This is a genomic window from Nitrosomonas oligotropha (assembly GCF_900106555.1).
Lineage (GTDB): Bacteria > Pseudomonadota > Gammaproteobacteria > Burkholderiales > Nitrosomonadaceae > Nitrosomonas > Nitrosomonas oligotropha_A.
In genome coordinates, this window is the sequence record NZ_FNOE01000031.1 from 12,391 (window position 1) to 30,904 (window position 18,514).

The window sequence follows — 18,514 nt, forward strand, 5'->3', positions numbered from 1 at the left end:
TGGAGACCTCCCGGCATGATTCTGCGCAGGTCAGACTGCATCTGTCGCGATCCTATTCGCTCTTATTGTTTGCGATCGCAATCAGGCTCAATGGATTCGGTAAAAAATGATCGAAACCACAAAGTTTCAAATCCTCCTCAGTCCAATGCGATCGATGATCCTCCAGGGGATTTGCCAGGACTTCTTGTTCAATAAATTCCTTAGGTGTACTGACCAGGACAGAACCCTTGCATACGCGCCGACATTCTCTTAGAAAAATGACACCCTGCTCTTTATCAAAATGCTCCAGAATATCTATCGCAAGCACTAAGTCGTAAATTTTATCTCCCAGTGCCGGCAGCAATTTCAGCGCCTCGCCGATGAACAAATTGGTGTATGAATACTCGTGCACCGGAGTAATATAGCCTGCAAAACCTTCAATCCCGTCGATTCTAACCTTCCATTGATCCCTGCTGCGTTGGCGTGCATTTGAACCATCAATTTCAAAAAGATTTACATTTTCCAAATTGGTACGCAGCAAAAATCCATACTGCCCCATTCCAATGCCAATATCGAGAATTGATTCCGGATTCTGCTGCTCAGCGAAACCGATGATAGTGCTGAGCTGATTACTATAGCTAAATGGCATTTTCTCTTCCTTTGATGGGATTGATGTCAATTGATTGGTAAGTTTTCACGGGGTCTAAGTATAGGGGAAAAATAAATGCGTTTTATACCAAAAAATGTACTGACCAGGGCGCCGCACATCGAATCGATGCCTGTATCAATTAAAAATCTCTTTCATGACCCTGGTGTAAAATAACCGCACGGAAACTTCAAGTTTCATTCCACTGGATCAATAGCCAAATTAAAAGCATGCAAACATCCAGCCGTCTCGTCAAATGGCTCATCAGCGCGCCGCCGCTCGCTTTCTTGCTGATATTCTTTGCCGCACCGAGCTTGATCATGATCTTTACTTCATTCCGCCTGCCGGGCGAATTCGGCGGGCTGGCGCCGGTTCATATTCTGCCGGGGAATGCGAGTGAAGATTCCGGTTTGACGATTGAAACGTATCGATTTTTCTTCAGCGATTTTATCTACTTCGAAATATTCCTCAAATCATTCACGGTGGCCGCCCTCACCACGGTCATTTGCATCGCCATGGCTTATCCGCTAGCGTTATTGATCGCCCGTAGCGGGAAAAAATTCCGCAATCTGATGATCATGCTGGTGGTGCTGCCGTTCGCCAGTAACTTTCTGATCCGCATATATGCCTGGATGATCATCCTCGGCCCGGAATCCGCGCTCAGTCACATGATCAACAATGTACTGGCGGTTTTCGGCATGGCGCCGGTCACCCTGCTATTTTCTCCGTTCGCGGTTCTGATCGGGATGATTTACGTGCACTTGCCGTTCATGATTCTGCCGCTGTACACCAATCTGGAAAAACACGACCCTATTCTTCTGGATGCCGCGCAGGATCTCGGCGCGAACCGCTGGCAGCGCTTCCGGTACGTCACTTGGCCGCAGTCGCTGCCCGGCATATTTTCCGGATCGGCGCTGGTTTTCATTCCCGTTCTCGGCATGTTCGCCATTCCCGATATTCTGGGTGGAACCGGCGACATCATGATCGGCAACCTGATCAAGGATCAATTCCTCGGCACGCGCGATTGGCCGTTCGGTTCGACGCTTTCCATCATGCTGACGCTGGCGGTACTGTGCATCGCCGGATTATTTTCCTGGCTTGCCAAACCGGTCACCCGAATTACATAAAGCCATGTCCAATTTTCGTGCAAAACAATCCTCATCGCACCGCCTGACCGCCCTGTGGATCGTATCGATTCTGGTGTATGCTTTTTTGTACATTCCGCTGATCATTGTGGTCGTATTTTCATTCAACGATTCGAAACTCAATGCCGAATGGGTTGGGTTTACATTCCATTGGTACGAAGCGTTATTGCACAATCATGAAATGTTGCTGGCCGCGCGCAATTCATTGATCATCGCGGTCAGCGCCAGTGTTCTCGCCACCGTGCTGGGAACCATGGCCGGTTTGGCGATTCATCGCTACAAGCTCAAAGTATTGCCGGTTCTGGCATTCACGCCAGTCGCCATGCCGGAAATCCTGCTGGGCGTTTCATTGCTGCTGTTCTTTCTGCAGGTACTCAACCTGACGCTGGGCATGCTCTCCATCATCATCGCCCATACGACTTTTTGCATTGGATTTGTCGCGATTATCGTACGCGCACGCTTGCATGGAATGGATGAATCCATTTTTGAAGCAGCCCGGGACCTGGGTGCAACACCGTGGCAGACTTTCTGGCAAATCACCCTGCCGTTGATCAGACCGGCCATCATCGCGGGCGCTTTGATGTCATTTACGCTGTCGATCGATGACTTTGTCATTACGTTCTTCACCAAGGGTGCCGGCGAACCGATTCTGCCGATCCAAATCTATACGATGATCAAAGTAGCGGTTACGCCAGAAGTGAACGCCGTCTCCACTTTGTTGATGCTGTTGACGTTAACGCTGATTATCATCGCCACGCGATTCGATAACAGCATGCTGGGTAAATCCTAATCGTCATGATCGATCCGTTGCCGCGCTGGGTTCGCTTGAGTTTAGCATTATTCTTCGCCCTGGCGGCCGGATGCGCGCCGCAACAAGACGATGCCATGCACGATCAAGCGGCTGCGCGCATCCTGCAACTATTCAACTGGAACAATTACATCGCGCCGGAAACGATTGAACGCTTTGAAGCGCAATGCGATTGCCACGTCGAACAAGATTATTTTTCCGATAATGAGGAAATGCTCGCCAAACTCGCCGCGGGCGCGACTGGCTATGATTTGATCGTACCGACCGGCAACGCCCTGGATACCTTGATACGCCAAGGCGTTCTGATTCCGCTGGATAAAGCACTGCTGCCGAATCTGAAGAATATTCATCCAGCTTATCTGAAAACACGCTTCGATCCGGACAATCGCTATTCCGTCCCGTATGCTTACACGCTGACATTACTGGGATTCAATACCAGCAAAATGCGCGAACTGGATTTGCCAGTCGATACCTGGGCCGTTATCTTCGAACCGGAATACCTGCAGAAAATAAAGGGACGCGTTACCGTGCTGGACAGTCCGCGCGAGTTGATGGCGGCGGCATTGTTATACTTGGGTTACGCGGCGAACGATCAAGATGAAGCGCATTGGAATCAGGCCAAGGAACTGATCATTCGCGCCAAACCTTACTGGGCTGCATTCAGTAACACCAGTTACATCCGCGAGATTGCCATCGGCGATTTGTGGGTGGTGCATGGTTATTCGAACGATTTATTTCAGGCTGCACTGGATGCGCAAAAAACCGGACGGCATTTCACCATCGATTATGCCATTCCCAAGCAAGGCGCGGTCATGTCGCTGGATAGCATGGTGCTGCATAAAAGTGGGAAACATACTGACTTAGCACATCAATTTATTAATTTCATGCTCGATGGCAGAAATTCCGCCGAGCTGACCAACCTGATCGGATCTGGCAATCCGAACCGGGATGCCAAGTCATTCATCAAGCCGGAATTAGTGCACAATAAAGTGATATTTCCGGATGAAGATACGTTATCGCGGCTGGAGATGATCACGGATTTGGATCACAAACAACGCCGGGTGCTCAGCCGCATGTGGACGGAAATAAAATTGCGTTAAACTGACGCCTATTTCAATTTTTTGGGAACACTCATGAGTTATTATCAGCACCATGTTTTTTTCTGTACTAATCAGCGCGAGGGCGATGCCAAATGCTGCAACAATTTCGGTGCGCAGGAATTGCGCGATTATGCCAAGCAGCGCATTAAATCGCTGAAGCTGAGCGGCCAGAGAAAAATCCGCATCAACAATGCCGGTTGCCTGGATCGTTGTGACGAAGGCCCGGTGATCGTCATTTACCCGGAAGAAACGTGGTACACGTATATCGATAAAGACGATATCGATGAAATCATCGATGAACATCTGATCAAAGGCAACATCGTGGAACGCCTGAAAATTTGATACCCATCGGTTTGCTGCGTTATTGAGGTCAACAACTTGTCTGCGGTTACTCAAAAATTTTTCATCGATGGCCCTGCGGGTAAACTCGAGATCGTGCTGGGCGAACCTCAGTCTGTGCCCAAGGGGATCGCCGTCATCGCACATCCGCATCCGTTACACGGCGGAACCATGGATAACAAAGTGGTGCATACTTTATTCACGACCTTGCTGGAACTTGAGTTTATCACCGCCAAATTCAATTTCCGTGGTGTAGGCCTGAGCGAAGGTCAGTTCGATCATGGTAGCGGTGAGATCGACGATGTGCTGGCAGTCACACAGACAATCCGTGATCAATTCAGTCATCAAGTTGCGGATATTCCACTGCTGCTGGCGGGATTTTCATTTGGGGGAGCCATCCAACTGCACGTTGCCGAGCGACTGGCTCCGGAGTTTCTGATTCTGGTCGCGCCCTCGGTGGTTAATCTGAAGGCACCGCCAGTGCCTGAAACAACACAATGCGCATTAATCATTCAAGGCGATCAGGACGATGTCGTGCTACCGGAAGCGGTGTTGAACTGGGCGGCACCGGCTTCGCAACCGGTCGTTGTGATACCCGGCGCCGGGCATTTCTTTCATGGCAAGCTGACGATACTCAAGCAGCTGATACTCAACTACTTTTTTCACCGGCTTTAAAACCGGCAGCGGATCTTATTCCACCAGCCGGTGTTGTATCGCGTACCGTACCAGTTGCGCATTATTCTTCATATTCATCTTTTCCAGAATGCGCGAGCGGTACGTGCTGACCGTTTTGACACTGAGCGACAGTTTATTGGCGATGGCAGTTAACGATTCGCCGGCAACGATCAGTTTAAACACATGAAATTCCCGGTCCGAGAAGGTCGTATGCGTCAATTTATCCGATTCCATGACCGGATTGAATAACAACTTCTCAGCCAATTCCGGATTGACGTATTTACCGCCTTTCGCCAAGCGGCGAATCACGGTAATCAGCTGATCGGTAGGGCTGTCTTTGGTCAGATACCCGGAAGCACCCGAGCGGATCGCGCGGATTGCATATTCCTCTTCCGGATACATACTGAGCACCAATACACATGACGAAGCATTGGTCGTTAATATTCTCTTCAGAATATCCAGGCCGTTGATATCGGGCAGGTTAATATCCAGCAGTGCGATGTCCCAGTCGAATTCCCGTGTTTTCTTTAGAATATCCTTACCGTCTATGGCTTCCGCAACGACATCGATATCGTCCGTTTCATTAAATATCCTTTTAAGCCCATCACGAAATAGAGCATGATCGTCTGCAATCAGAACTTTAATCATGGATTAATTCCCCGACATTGGTTACCGCAACGGTCAGCGGTATTTTGAGTGTTACGACACTGCCCTGAGAGGGAGTGCCGGCTATTTCCAGCGTACCACCAAACTGTTCTGTTCTCTCTTTCATGCCTATAATTCCAAATGACTCGGGATTCAGCAGTTGTGATTCCGTAATGCCAACACCATTATCTTTAATGGTAATTACAATATCCGTATCATCTTCAATGAGTTCGATATCCACTCTCGTGGCGCGCGAATGCCGGGTGATATTGATAAATATTTCCTGAATTATTCTAAAAATACTGGTTTCAAAGTTCTTGTTATTGCAAGATATGGCCGATATGACGGATTCCAAGTAGCATTTTATATTAGTACGCTGCTCAAACTCACGCACCAGCCATTCGATGGCGCCATACAACCCGAGATTATCCAGTACATTAGGCCGCAAATTGACTGATACCCGGCGTGCGGTTTCAATGGCTTCTCCGGTCAAGGCATACAGCGACTTTACCCGCTCATGCATGGGATCCGCCGTAATTTTTTTTGACAACCAATCCAGATCCATTTTCAAAACAGTCAACGTGCCGCCCAGAACATCGTGTATTTCCCGGCCGATCCGGGTTCTTTCCTCTTCCCGGACATCCTGCAAATGCGTCGTTAAATGCCGCAGATTCTCGATCATCCGTTTGCGTTCCGTAATGTCTTCAATCATGCACAAATAACATATTTCCTGGCCCTCCATGGATTCAAACGGCACCAGGGACATTTCGATCCAGATGATGGACATATCCGGCCGCAACACTCTTTTGACTATTTTGCTATCGTGCGATTGATGATGAATGAAAAGCTCAATCTCCTTCCGGTAAGACAGCACATCGTCCGGGTGAATAATGTCCGATTGATTGAGGCGGAGAAGCTGGTCTACGCTCCGACCCGCGATACAGGCATACTTTGGATTGACATCATAGTATTTTCCCGTCTGCAAGTTGATTAAGGCAATTCCCAGCGGCGCTTTCTCAAACACTGTCTGGAACCGCTTTTGCGCTTTCCTGCTCCCCTCTTCCAGGCGCTTCCGCTCAATCGAATACCGGATAACACGCGCCAGAACCCCTTCGGTCAAACTTCCTTTTACCAGATAATCCTGCGCGCCTGCTTTAATCGCTTTGATCGCTAGTTTTTCATCATTTCTAAATGACAAAACTGCAATGGGAATACTCGCGGCGCTTTCACGCAGCCGGTTGATTGTCGTAATTCCATCGCTATCCGGCAATGTCAGATCGGACAGAATTAAATCAAACGGCTGCTTGCGGATTAATTCGAGCGCGGAGCTTAACCGTTCGGTATGAACCACGGTAGTCTGATCGCCCATCGCGAGCTGCAAATCACTTTGCACCAGTATGGCATCTGTCTCATTATCTTCAATCAGCAAAATATGAATTTTAGATAAAGTCATGATTAATCAAGGTTCTGATAAAACTGAAGAAGTGAACCAAAAATCCTTGATTGATTGCGCAGTTTTTATGCAATCGTCAAAATCCACCGATTTTTTGATATAGCTATTTGCATGATGGTTGTACGCTGCGTTGATATCTTCCTTTGTCACAGAAGAGGTATAAACGATGACAGGAATTCTCTTGAAATCGTGGTCTGATTTCAGTTCGGTTAAAACTTCCAATCCGCTTTTTCTCGGCATATTTAAATCCAGCAGAATGATGTCCGGGCGCGGCGCAGATAGAAATTCCCCTTGCCGCCTTAAAAACTCCAGTGCATAAACGCCATCCTCAGCGACATACACTTCACAATTTCCTTCACAGAACGCAAAAGCCTCTTTGATCAATAACACATCGGTCGGATTGTCATCGATCATCAGGATCATTCTGGGATCAATATTTCTTTTCTGTTGCATCTTTAATAATTAACTTTCGGAATTGTGAAATAGAACGAAGAGCCAATGCCGGGCGCCGATTTGACCCAGATTTTCCCGCCGTGATGTTCCACCACTTTCTTGCAAATGGCCAAACCAATCCCGGTACCGGCATATTCGCGGCGGCTGTGCAAACGCTGGAATACCCGGAAAATACGATCCAGATAATGCTCTTCAATGCCAATGCCGTTATCGGTGACCGAGAAAATCCATTCACTTTGATTTTCTTCTACCCCCACATGAATTTGGGGTGATTGATCTCTGCGAAACTTGAGCGCATTGTTGATCAAGTTGGTAAACAACTGAATAAACTGGAAGCGGATACCTTTGATCACGGGAAGTTTATCGTGAGTAACTACCGCGTTGCATTCGCCCACGATGACGGATAAGTCAGTCAGCACATTCTCTAACAACAGCTCGCAGTCAATTTCAGCGAGCGTTTGACATGCATTGACTTGTGCATATGTCAGCAAATCATCAATGAGGATTTGCATCCGGTGGGTACCGGCCACCGCATGTGTAATTAACTCGCTGGCGCGTTCATCCAGTTGTTGATCACAATATTTCTTAAGTAACTGAACAAAGCTATTAATGGCACGGAGCGGTTCTTGCAGATCATGCGTAACGACATACGCAAATTGTTCCAACTCATCATTAGAACGGGCTAGTTCCGCTACTTGCTCCTCCATTTTTTGTTCCAGTTGCTTGTAATTCGTTACTTCAGTCCGTATCCCCACGTATTGATAGGGTAGTCCGTTACCGTCAAGAAACGGCACTATCGTCGTGTCGACCCAGTAATGCGTGCCGTCTTTGGCGCGATTCTTGATTTCTCCGCGCCAGACCTGACCCTGAGTAATAGTAGCCCATAAGTCTTTCATGAATTCTTTAGGGTGGTAACCGGAATTAACAATGCAATGATCTTGCCCAATTAATTCACCGGCCGAGTACTTGGAAACCAGGCAAAAATTTTCATTAACATAGCGGATTTTTCCGGTTTTATCGGTTATCGCAACAATAGAATGAGCGTTAAATGCGCTTTCGATCATCCGGACATCATGCACTAATGCATTTTGGGCGTTAGCAAGCTTTTTTTGTTCCAGCCATAATCCGAGGTCACTGGCGATATTCTTTAAAAATAACGTGTCTTCATTTTCCGACCAGCTGGTAACACTCATATCCTTGGAAAGAACACCCACTTGACCGGTGACATCGCCATTTACCAGCAGCGGAACAGAAAATTTATGAATTAACAAAGATTCGGATTCACCTGCTGCATAGTAATTGCCATCAATTTCTATGAAAGGGAAAATCAGATCATAGGATTGCCACGCAAGCCGCATGTGTTCAATCAGCTGCTGACACAGTTCATCAACAGAATGTATCCGCAGCATGGCGCGTGAAATTTCATATAAACACGCCAGTTTAGTCAGTCTCTCCTGCGTCTTGGTCCCGGCGATTCCTGAATGATCGTTGCCATCATGAGATATGCATGAAAGCAGTTGCATTCCGTGCGCTGGCATTCTTGCAGTTGATTTCGCTCCGGAAAGAATTTCTTGATTATCTGGCGCATCCCAGAACACATCTGGAGAAAATTTTTCTATCCAACCGGATTCTTTCCGTGCATTCATTCGCCATCAATCCATATGCATATATTCAGATATCTGATCATCGCTACCATTTCAATTAATTGCTGCCATTCCGGCTGGATACTTACTAATATTGATAACCGTCAATAGTATCTGCCTGGAGCGTTAAAAACTATAGGAATATTCTGATTGTGTTTTCTGATCATTGCTTTAATTCTCATCATCACACCTAATAAGAATGATCTACATATAAGAGTCTTACCATCGCGAGAATTGCTCAAATCAAAATTTTGTTCATCAAAATTTCTTTTATGAGCAATTTTGATAAAAATTTTTCAATTGCATATTAACCTAAAAAATTATCAAGCTATTGTTTGGAAATAAGGCAATTTATTAACTTATTTAAAAGCAATGGAAGAAATTCTGCTGATAGAATATATGCTATACGTCTTCAATTCCTGCTTACAATAACTTTTCAGACAGATAAGATAATTCCTACATAATAAACGGAATATTCTTTGTATAAAAAAGAAATCACCGACGGAATCTATTTTTTTATATACCGTAAGTCCAGTCTCATACGAACAAACCTCAAGGATAAATCATGAGACTGAATCTTCCGGTGACAAACACCGAGTATCCAATTGATGATGATACGTTAATCGTATCAACTACGGATACTAAAGGCAGGATAACCTATATCAATTCCACATTTGTCGAGGTCAGTGGTTTTTCAGAAGAAGAACTGATCGGCAAAGCACATAATATCGTGCGCCATCCGGATGTACCTCCCGAAGCGTTTGAAGATTTATGGGCCACATTAAAACAGGGTTTGCCTTGGACCGGCTTGGTTAAAAACCGCCGTAAAAATGGCGACTTCTACTGGATCAACGCCAATGCAACACCCTTAATTGAAAATGGCCAGATCACCGGTTATTTGTCGGTTCGCACCAAAGCATCACAGACGGCCATTGAGCAAGCAGCACCAGCTTATCAGCAAATTCTGGAAGGCAAAGCAAAAAACCTGAAAATCGAGAAAGGGCAAATTGTGCGAACCGATTTCATCGGAAAACTGCAATCTTTTCTCAAAATGACCACCAGAAAACGCATTGCATTTGCAATGACAATACCCGCTCTATTTTTATTGGCGGTCGGCGGCATAGGCTGGTGGGGATTGTCGCAAACCCAGGCGCCCGCATCACTCAGCAGCATGATTGCCACAATAACAGCAGCCGGGATCGCATTAATAGCCTATCTGGCCTACGGCATGGTCAAAAATACGTTGACACCGCTACAACAAGCAATCGATATCGCCAATAAACTGGCCGGTGGCGATTTGACGCACAAATTCTCGGTTAACCGCAGCGATGAATTTGGCGAGCTACTGAAAGCATTGAGTCAGATGGGGGTTAACCTGCGCGCAACGGTACTGGACGTTCAGAAAAATGCTGCCTCGGTACGCTTGGCAACCGGAGAAATTGCTTCGGGTAACCTGGATCTCTCACAGCGCACCGAAGAACAAGCTTCTTCACTGGAAGAAACCGCATCCAGCATGGAGGAACTCACCGCAACCGTGCGTCAAAATACGGACAATTCAATCAATGCCAATCAGATCGCGATGACCGCCAGCAACATCACCACCAAAGGCGGCGAAATGATGCAAGAAGTGGTCACTACAATGTCATCCATCAGCGAAAGCTCAAGCAAAATTGCAGACATTATCAGTGTCATCGATGGCATAGCGTTTCAAACCAACATCCTGGCACTCAATGCCGCCGTTGAGGCTGCGCGAGCCGGAGAACAAGGCCGCGGATTCGCCGTGGTAGCAACCGAAGTGCGTAATCTAGCGCAGCGAAGCGCTACGGCAGCGAAAGAAATCAAAACCTTGATCGATGACTCGGTAAAAAAAGTCGATCAAGGCGCCGCATTAGTCAATGAAACCGGAAAAACCATGAATGAAATTGTCATGGCCATCAAAAACTTAACCGAAATTATGTCGGACATCACTTCCGCTTCCAAAGAACAAAACACCGGTATTGAGCAGGTCACGCAAGCAGTATCGCAAATGGATGAAGTCACGCAGCAAAATGCAGCTTTGGTCGAACAGGCCGCCGCCGCAGCCGCTTCACTGGAACAGCAGGCATACGAATTGGTCGGCGCTATTTCCATTTTCCACCTGTCACAAAGCAGCAGCAAAAGACCGGCAAACGTGGCTCAACTGGCCGACAAGAACAGCACAGAGCATGATGGACTGACTGGTCATGCTACAAGATCCAAATCACAACGAAGAGCTAAAATCGCTGTCGGCGATCACAATAACCAATGGAGTGAATTCTAGTAGAAGCCGTGCCCCTTCTCTAGTTTATTCGCGGCCTCACAACAATGGTCAGCCTGAACAGCTGGCCATTGTTGTTTTAGAATCCGTGCAAGTTAGGGTATATTCACTGAAATTAAACAGCGATAAACAACCCGAATGCCGCAGCGTAAAATAATACCCATTTCCGGAAATACAATTCCTTTGTATACAGCGCACTACACAGCACCATCCTGGTTGCCCGGTGGCAACCTGCAAACGCTCTACCCCTACTTTAATAAACCTGCACAACGGTTTACCTACCGGCGCGAGCGCTGGGAGCTGGATGACGGGGATTTTATCGATGTCGACTGGAGCGATGGATCGGACGAATCCCCTCTGGTCGTGTTTTTTCATGGCCTGGAAGGCGGTTCATCAAGCCATTATATTCTCAGTATGATCAACAGCCTGAAACGCCATCACTGGCGTTGCGCCGTGATTCATTTCCGCGGTTGTTCCGGTGAACCAAACCGCTTATCGCGCGCCTATCATGCCGGTGATTCCAGCGAAATCGACTGGATGCTGCGGTGGATCACGACTCAGGCGCAAACAACCGGTACAGCGCAACCAGTGTATGTGATGGGCGTTTCGCTGGGTGGTAATGCGCTCTTAAAATGGCTAGGCGAACAAGGAGAGCGCGCCAAAGAACTCGTAGCTGGGGTTGCAACAGTATCCGTACCGCTCGATCTGGCGGCAGCCGGTTCAGCCCTGGATAAGGGCTTTAATCAAGTCTACACGCGCCATTTCCTGAATACGCTGAAAAACAAAGCCTTTGATAAATTGAAACAGTTTCCAGGTTTGTTCGATGCCCGTGCGCTGAAAAAATGCGCGTCGATTTATGATTTTGACAATATCGTCACGGCACCCTTGCATGGTTTTCGCGATACCGACGATTACTGGCGGCAATCCAGCAGTAAGCAATGGTTGCCGCACGTACAGGTACCCACGCTGGTGATCAATGCGCGGAACGACCCATTCATGCCGGCATCGGTACTCCCCGCGCAGACTGAAGTATCAGCCATGGTTACATTGGAATTTCCGGAAGAAGGCGGTCACGCCGGATTCATGCAAGGCCCATTCCCGGGAAAACTAAGCTGGCTACCGCAAAAGATTCTCAGTTTCTTCCATCACCAGTGCCGGCACATCGACTCAGAAAAAGCGCGCGACAAAAGCGTTCTGCACGTTTCCGGCTAACGGTATCTTGACGCGGTGGCCACTGCCGGGTGCAATCTGCACCGGCCGTCCCGCACCATCCAGCATGTGCGATAATTCGACAATCTGGTTGCCTGCGGGATGAATAATTTCCAAGCGGTCGCCCACTTGAAAGCGGTTTTTCACCAATATTTCCGCCATACCGTTGGTTTCATCAAAACCGGTAATATCGCCGACGTATTGGCTGCGGTTGGATTCCGAATGCCCGCGCATATAGTTTTGCGTTTCCTGCGTGCTATGGCGCTGATAAAAACCGCTGGTGTAGCCACGATTGGCAAGACCTTCCAGCTCGCCTAATAAAGCCAGATCAAACGGTTTATTGGCCACGGCGTCATCGATTGCTTTGCGGTAAACCTGCGCCGTGCGCGCCACATAATATAGCGACTTGGTGCGCCCCTCGATTTTCAGTGAATCGACACCGATTTTGACCAGCCGTTCGACATGCTCGACCGCGCGCAAATCCTTGGAATTCATGATGTACGTGCCGTGCTCGTCTTCCATGATCGGCATGAGCTGGCCAGGACGCTCTTTCTCTTCGATGAGATACACCTGATCGGCGGCCGGGTGCCGTGGAATCGAACCGCAACCGCCAGACAGGGCCGATTGTTCGGATTGTTGCATCGCTTGACCGAAATCAAAATCGATTTTGCCAATCTCTTGAATATCGCCGCTCGGATTCTCTTCGGCGGATTTCACTTTGTAATCCCAGCGGCATGAGTTGGTGCACGTGCCCTGATTCGGATCGCGATGGTTAAAATAGCCCGACAGCAGGCAGCGTCCGGAATACGCAATACACAGCGCACCATGCACAAAAACCTCCAGTTCCATATCGGGACAGTAATCGCGGATCTGCGCCACTTCATCAAGCGATAATTCACGCGACAGAATTACCCGTGTCAGACCGATTTTCTGCCAGAATTTAACACCCATGTAATTCACGGTATTGGCCTGCACCGACAAATGAATCGGCACATCCGGCCATTTCTCGCGCACCATCATGATCAACCCCGGATCGGCCATGATCAGCGCATCCGGTTTCATGGCGATGACCGGCGCCATATCGTCCAGGTACGTCTTCACTTTGGCGTTATGCGGCATGATATTGCTGGCCACGAGGAATTTTTTCCCCAGCGCATGCGCTTCCGCGATCCCGGCTTGCAGTTGTTCCAAAGCGAATTCATTGTTACGCGCACGCATCGAATAACGCGGCTGCCCGGCATACACCGCATCAGCGCCAAACGCATAGGCAATGCGCATTTTGTCCAAAGAACCGGCTGGAAGTAAAAGTTCAGGTGATTTCAACATAAGGTAGAATAACGCTCGATTGTATAAATGACAGAGTTTCCGCGAACTCGAATTGTACCACCATGCCCGCTCACCCTGCTTTCATTCACTTAAGGTTGCACAGCGAATACTCCATTTTGGATAGCACCGTCCGGATTCCCGATGTCGTTGCCAAAGCGGTAGCGGATCAAATGCCGGCACTGGCGCTGACCGATCTCGCCAATTTGTTCGGGCTGGTGAAATTTTACCAAAGCGCCCATAAAAACGGCATCAAACCGATACTCGGCTGCGACGTCTGGATCACCAACGAGTCCGACCGCAACAAGCCGATCCGGTTGTTATTGCTGTGCCAGTCACGCGACGGTTACTTGCTGTTGTCGCGCTTGCTGTCACGCGCTTACCGGGAAAATCAATATCACGGCCGGGCCGAAATCCGGGAATCGTGGCTGCATCCCGATGAATCGGGCACACAAGGACTCATCGCGCTGTCGGGTGCCCGCTTTGGCGACATCGGATTGGCCATTTTGCAGAATAATCCGCAACAAGCCGAAATTCAGACTCGCAAATGGGCCAGTTTGTTTCCCGAGCGTTTTTATCTTGAAATCCAACGCGACGGCCACCCGAATGAAACCATGCTGGTGCAGCAATCGCTGGCGCTAGCGCGCCAATTGAATTTACCCGTCGTGGCCACGCAGGCAGTACAGTTTCTCAATGCGGAAGAATTCCGCGCACACGAGGCCCGGGTGTGTATCGCCGAAGGCTACACCCTGGATGACAAGCGCCGCCCGAAAAATTTCACCGGACAGCAATATTTCAAAACCCAGGCCGAGATCACGCAACTGTTCGCCGATATCCCCAGCGCACTGGCGAATACTATCGAGATTGCCAAGCGCTGTAATCTGGTGCTGGAACTGGGCGTCAACCGCTTGCCGCTGTTCCCTACGCCCAACAACGAAAGTCTTGATGCGTATTTACGCGACCAAGCTCAAATCGGTCTGGAAAAACGCATGGCCGAACTATTCCCGGATGCCCAAGTACGTGCCGATAAGCTGCCGAAATATCAGGCGCGCCTCGAGTTCGAGGTAAAAACCATCATTCAGATGGGATTCCCCGGTTATTTCTTGATCGTCGCCGACTTTATCAACTGGGCCAAACACAACAACGTGCCGGTCGGTCCCGGGCGCGGCTCCGGCGCGGGTTCGCTGGTGGCGTATTCATTGGGTATCACCGATCTCGACCCGCTGCGCTACGACTTGCTGTTTGAACGTTTCCTCAATCCCGAGCGCATTTCGATGCCGGACTTCGATATCGACTTCTGCCAGGACCGGCGCGAATTGGTGATCGAATACGTCAAGCAGCGCTATGGCACCGGCAAAGTCTCGCAAATCGCCACCTTTGGTACGATGGCGGCGAAGGCGGTGATCCGCGATATCGGCCGGGTCATGGACTTACCGTACAACTTTGTCGATCAGCTCGCCAAATTGATACCGTTCGAGATCGGCATGACGCTCAAAAAAGCGCGCCAGCTCGAACCGCAACTCAATCAGCGCGCCGCTGAAGAGGAAGACGTTCGCAACCTGCTAGAACTGGCGGAAAGCCTCGAAGGGATCACGCGCAATATCGGCATGCATGCCGGCGGCGTGCTGATCGCATCGAGCGAAATCACCGATTTTTGCCCGATTTACTGCACCGAATCCGCCGATTCGGTGGTCAGCCAGCTCGACAAAGACGACGTCGAAAAAATCGGTCTGGTGAAATTCGACTTTCTTGGACTGCGCACGCTGACCATTCTGGATCGTGCCGTCGGCTACATCCGTCAGTCACATCTAAACAGTGGATCGGCCGCTGATCAACCTTTTTCACTGGAAACATTGCCGCTGGATGATGAAGCAACGTATGCGTTGATGCGAAAAGGTAACGCCGTCGGCATTTTCCAGTTTGAATCGCGCGGCATGATCGATTTGCTGCAAAAAGCCAAACCAGATCGCTTTGAGGATATCATCGCGCTGGTCGCGTTGTACCGCCCCGGCCCGATGGATCTGATTCCGGAATTCATCGACCGCAAACATGGCCGGAAAACGATCGAATATCTCGATCCACGCCTGGAGCCGATCCTCGGGCCGACATACGGCATCATGATTTACCAGGAACAGGTCATGCAGATCGCTCAGGTCATTGGCGGCTACAGTCTGGGCAGCGCAGATTTGCTGCGCCGTGCGATGGGTAAGAAGAAAGTCGAGGAAATGGCGCAGCAACGCGATATTTTCGTCTCCGGTGCAATCAACAACAACTTGAGCGAAGACAAAGCCACCGAACTGTTCGGCTTGATGGAGAAATTCGCCGGTTACGGCTTCAACAAATCGCATGCCGCCGCATACGCGCTGATCGCATTCCAAACCGCCTACCTGAAAGCGCACTACCCGGCCGAATTCATGGCAGCGTGTTTGTCCGCCGACATGGACGACACCGATAAAGTGCAGATCTTCGTCGAGGACAGCATCGCCAACGGTTTGACGATTCTCCCGCCCGACATCAACTTGTCCGACTACCGGTTTGTTCCCGTGGATAGCAAAACCATCCGCTTTGGTCTCGGCGCGGTCAAAGGCACCGGAGAATCGGCAGTCAATTCGATCATTGCGGTGCGCGGACAAACCGGCCCGTTCAGCGATTTATTCGATTTCTGCAACCGCGTCGACCGGCGCATCGCCAACCGCCGCGTGATGGAATCGCTGATCCGCGTCGGCGCGTTTGATACCATCGATACCAATCGCGCCAGCCTGATCGCTTCCGTCGGGGTGGCGATCGAATCCGCTGAACAAATGAGCCGGTCTGCCAGTCAGACCAATTTGTTTGGTGAAACCGGCGACCATTCACATCTGCAAACGCAACTGATTCAAACCGAGGTTTGGTCCGAACGGGAAAAGCTGCACCAGGAAAAAATCGGCCTCGGTTATTACTTCAGCGGCCATCCGTTCGATACCTATGCCGCGGAATTGAAACGCTTCATCCGCACCCGGCTCGACCGGCTGAATCCCAGCCGCGAACCGCAACTGATCGCCGGCATCATCCACTCGGTGCGCGTGCAAATGACTCGCCGCGGCCGCATGTGCATCATCAACCTGGACGATGGCAAGGCACGCCTTGAATTGGTCGTTTATAGTGAGTTATTCGATGCCAATCGCGCCTGGCTCAAAGAAGATCAACTGCTGATCGCCGAAGCCAAAATCAGCAATCGCAACTACAACGGCGAAGAAAGCGACGAACTCCGCATCACCGCCGAGCAACTCTACGACCTTGCCGGCATCCGCTCACGCTTCGCTAAACAGATCAAAATCCGCTGCGATGCTAACACCATCGGACAAACCTCCAGCCTTAAAGCATTACTAACGCCTTTCACCCCCCAAGCGCAAAAACCGTATGCGAATTACTGTCCGGTTACTGTCGTTTATCACAATGAGCTTGCCAGCAGCGAGCTCGAACTGGGGAATGACTGGCGGGTTTATGTGCATGATGAGTTGTTGCAGGCGTTGAATGTACACTTTGGAACTGGGAATGTTGGGGTTGGTTATTAAAAATACTCTACGTAATTTACTGTGGTACTTCGAGAGCCTAATTTTATTTAGATATTGTTGATAATGACAAACTCCGACGATCGTTTAATAGTGCAAAACTATGCCGCTGCGTTTATCGACCTCTTGGGTCAACGAGCAGCGCTAGAAGGCTGCGAACTAACTCCGAACTCAAAAGAAGAGTTTATCAAAATAGCAAAACAATCGATTGACGCAATTCAGAACTTGCACAGCCAATTCAACGACTTTTACTCTGCTATCAACCAAGGACCAGATTCTTCTAGAGTGAAACCGGAACATCGCGAACTACATTTGCGAATGAAGAGAACCCAGTTAAAGTTTCAAAGATTTTCTGATGGGCTTTTCTCATATATCTCACTTGTTCCTAATGCTAACCACTTACCGATTAACGGCATATATGGACTCATTTCTTCCTGTGGAGCTCTGTGTTTCGTGGGCCTTGCCTCGGGCCAACCGATACGTGGCGGTCTTGACATTGCCTGGGGAGTGGAACTGAATCAAAATGAACTTTATGGCTGCGTAGTGGCGCGCGCATATCAATTGGAAAGCGAAGCTGCAAAATTTCCTCGAATTGTTCTTGGTAATGAAATGATGAACTACTTGCATCAGTACGCCAATATGCCTGGTCAAGATCTCGAGGTTCAGTATGTACGAACTATGGCCACAACCTGCCTCGATATGATTCATCAAGATATAGAAGATGGACTCTTTTGTATTGATTACCTTGGAGAAAAGTTCAGACAATACATAGGATCGACTGTTGACAATCAAGTATTTCACGACGCTAGAACATTTATCCGTGCACAATTAGAACGATTCCAGGCTGTAGATGATAAAAAGCTATTTGATCGCTACAAGATACTCGATAAGTACTTTGAATCTAGACAATATATTTGGATGCAATAAAATGTACTTAGCAAGATAAGGGTGCGCCGATGCAAAGAGGCGCATCGATTTTATCGGTACCCGCAATTACCTTTCACTTTTCCAGCGGCAGACTCATCGGATAATTCATGAACTGTCCGAATCTCATTGCATCGTAGTAATCCTAAAAATTCTCATAGCGGTTGATATCGAAGATACCAGCGATCAGGGGTTCCCGCTCTTTTTGCCAGCCAGTAATGTCATGCAGGATTTCCCAGAACTGCGGGTGCGTGCGCCGCACGCCCCATCTGTTCACAATATGTTCGAAGTGTTCTTCCTTTTCAGCGATACCCAGCAGCGATGC

At 48.9% G+C, this 18,514-nt stretch carries 16 protein-coding genes; 9 read left to right on the forward strand and 7 right to left on the reverse strand.

Translation table 11 applies throughout. The features are described from left to right. Positions 1-52: 52 nt before the first annotated feature. Entirely contained in the window at positions 53-658 is a 606-nt protein-coding gene (locus BLU57_RS13145; RefSeq protein WP_143026984.1) for a class I SAM-dependent methyltransferase, read from the reverse strand. 197 nt (positions 659-855) lie between these two features. Here BLU57_RS13145 and BLU57_RS13150 point away from each other — a divergent pair, with 197 nt between their 5' ends. The 5 genes from BLU57_RS13150 to BLU57_RS13170 are packed head-to-tail and all read left to right on the forward strand — an operon-like array spanning position 856 to position 4,692. Next, entirely contained in the window at positions 856-1,752 is an 897-nt protein-coding gene (locus tag BLU57_RS13150; RefSeq protein ID WP_090321759.1) for an ABC transporter permease, read from the forward strand. A gap of 4 nt (positions 1,753-1,756) precedes the next feature. Further along, complete coding sequence (locus tag BLU57_RS13155; RefSeq protein WP_090321762.1) at positions 1,757-2,560, forward strand: ABC transporter permease; 804 nt, start codon at positions 1,757-1,759, stop codon at positions 2,558-2,560. A 5-nt stretch (positions 2,561-2,565) separates the two neighbouring features. Further along, positions 2,566-3,678, forward strand: coding sequence for an ABC transporter substrate-binding protein (locus BLU57_RS13160; RefSeq protein WP_090321764.1), 1,113 nt, complete (start codon positions 2,566-2,568; stop codon positions 3,676-3,678). Between the two features lie 33 nt (positions 3,679-3,711). Then, positions 3,712-4,020 carry a (2Fe-2S) ferredoxin domain-containing protein gene (locus tag BLU57_RS13165; RefSeq protein WP_090321767.1) on the forward strand — a complete coding sequence of 103 codons (309 nt, stop codon included), beginning with the start codon at positions 3,712-3,714 and terminating at the stop codon, positions 4,018-4,020. A 36-nt stretch (positions 4,021-4,056) separates the two neighbouring features. Further along, positions 4,057-4,692 carry an alpha/beta hydrolase gene (locus BLU57_RS13170; RefSeq protein ID WP_090321770.1) on the forward strand — a complete coding sequence of 212 codons (636 nt, stop codon included), beginning with the start codon at positions 4,057-4,059 and terminating at the stop codon, positions 4,690-4,692. A 15-nt stretch (positions 4,693-4,707) separates the two neighbouring features. Here BLU57_RS13170 and BLU57_RS13175 read toward each other — a convergent pair whose 3' ends face one another. Genes BLU57_RS13175 through BLU57_RS13190 form a run of 4 tightly spaced genes read right to left on the reverse strand, consistent with a single transcriptional unit; the run spans position 4,708 to position 8,889 of the window. Continuing rightward, the gene (locus BLU57_RS13175) at positions 4,708-5,340 is read right to left on the reverse strand and encodes a response regulator (protein WP_090321772.1); all 633 of its coding nucleotides are present in this window, start codon (positions 5,338-5,340) and stop codon (positions 4,708-4,710) included. Further along, the gene (locus tag BLU57_RS13180) at positions 5,333-6,790 is read right to left on the reverse strand and encodes a hybrid sensor histidine kinase/response regulator (RefSeq protein WP_090321774.1); all 1,458 of its coding nucleotides are present in this window, start codon (positions 6,788-6,790) and stop codon (positions 5,333-5,335) included. The genes BLU57_RS13175 and BLU57_RS13180 overlap by 8 nt, the downstream gene beginning before the upstream one ends. 6 nt (positions 6,791-6,796) lie before the next feature. Beyond that, positions 6,797-7,243 (reverse strand): response regulator, encoded by a 447-nt coding sequence (locus BLU57_RS13185; RefSeq protein WP_090321777.1) that lies wholly within the window; start codon positions 7,241-7,243, stop codon positions 6,797-6,799. A 2-nt stretch (positions 7,244-7,245) separates the two neighbouring features. Next, positions 7,246-8,889, reverse strand: coding sequence for a PAS domain-containing sensor histidine kinase (locus tag BLU57_RS13190; protein ID WP_090321779.1), 1,644 nt, complete (start codon positions 8,887-8,889; stop codon positions 7,246-7,248). 562 nt (positions 8,890-9,451) lie between these two features. On the opposite strand from BLU57_RS13190, the gene BLU57_RS16790 reads away from it, so the two are divergent. Together BLU57_RS16790 and BLU57_RS13200 are read left to right on the forward strand one after the other, a co-directional pair. After that, a complete protein-coding gene (locus tag BLU57_RS16790; protein ID WP_090321782.1) occupies positions 9,452-11,185 on the forward strand; it encodes a methyl-accepting chemotaxis protein in 1,734 nt (577 codons plus the stop codon). Between the two features lie 135 nt (positions 11,186-11,320). After that, a complete protein-coding gene (locus tag BLU57_RS13200; RefSeq protein ID WP_371113169.1) occupies positions 11,321-12,394 on the forward strand; it encodes a hydrolase in 1,074 nt (357 codons plus the stop codon). Here the strand turns inward: BLU57_RS13200 and trhP are convergent. Next, positions 12,350-13,717, reverse strand: a complete 1,368-nt coding sequence (trhP, locus tag BLU57_RS13205; protein ID WP_090321784.1) for a prephenate-dependent tRNA uridine(34) hydroxylase TrhP — start codon at positions 13,715-13,717, stop codon at positions 12,350-12,352. The genes BLU57_RS13200 and trhP overlap by 45 nt on opposite strands. A 62-nt stretch (positions 13,718-13,779) precedes the next feature. Here trhP and dnaE point away from each other — a divergent pair, with 62 nt between their 5' ends. Together dnaE and BLU57_RS13215 are read left to right on the forward strand one after the other, a co-directional pair. Beyond that, positions 13,780-17,268 (forward strand): DNA polymerase III subunit alpha, encoded by a 3,489-nt coding sequence (gene dnaE / locus BLU57_RS13210; protein ID WP_090321787.1) that lies wholly within the window; start codon positions 13,780-13,782, stop codon positions 17,266-17,268. A 63-nt stretch (positions 17,269-17,331) separates the two neighbouring features. Beyond that, the gene (locus BLU57_RS13215) at positions 17,332-18,192 is read left to right on the forward strand and encodes a hypothetical protein (RefSeq protein ID WP_090321789.1); all 861 of its coding nucleotides are present in this window, start codon (positions 17,332-17,334) and stop codon (positions 18,190-18,192) included. Between the two features lie 142 nt (positions 18,193-18,334). Here BLU57_RS13215 and BLU57_RS13220 read toward each other — a convergent pair. Then, on the reverse strand, positions 18,335-18,514 hold a 180-nt coding region (locus BLU57_RS13220; RefSeq protein WP_143026985.1), incomplete at its 5' end, for a fatty acid cis/trans isomerase.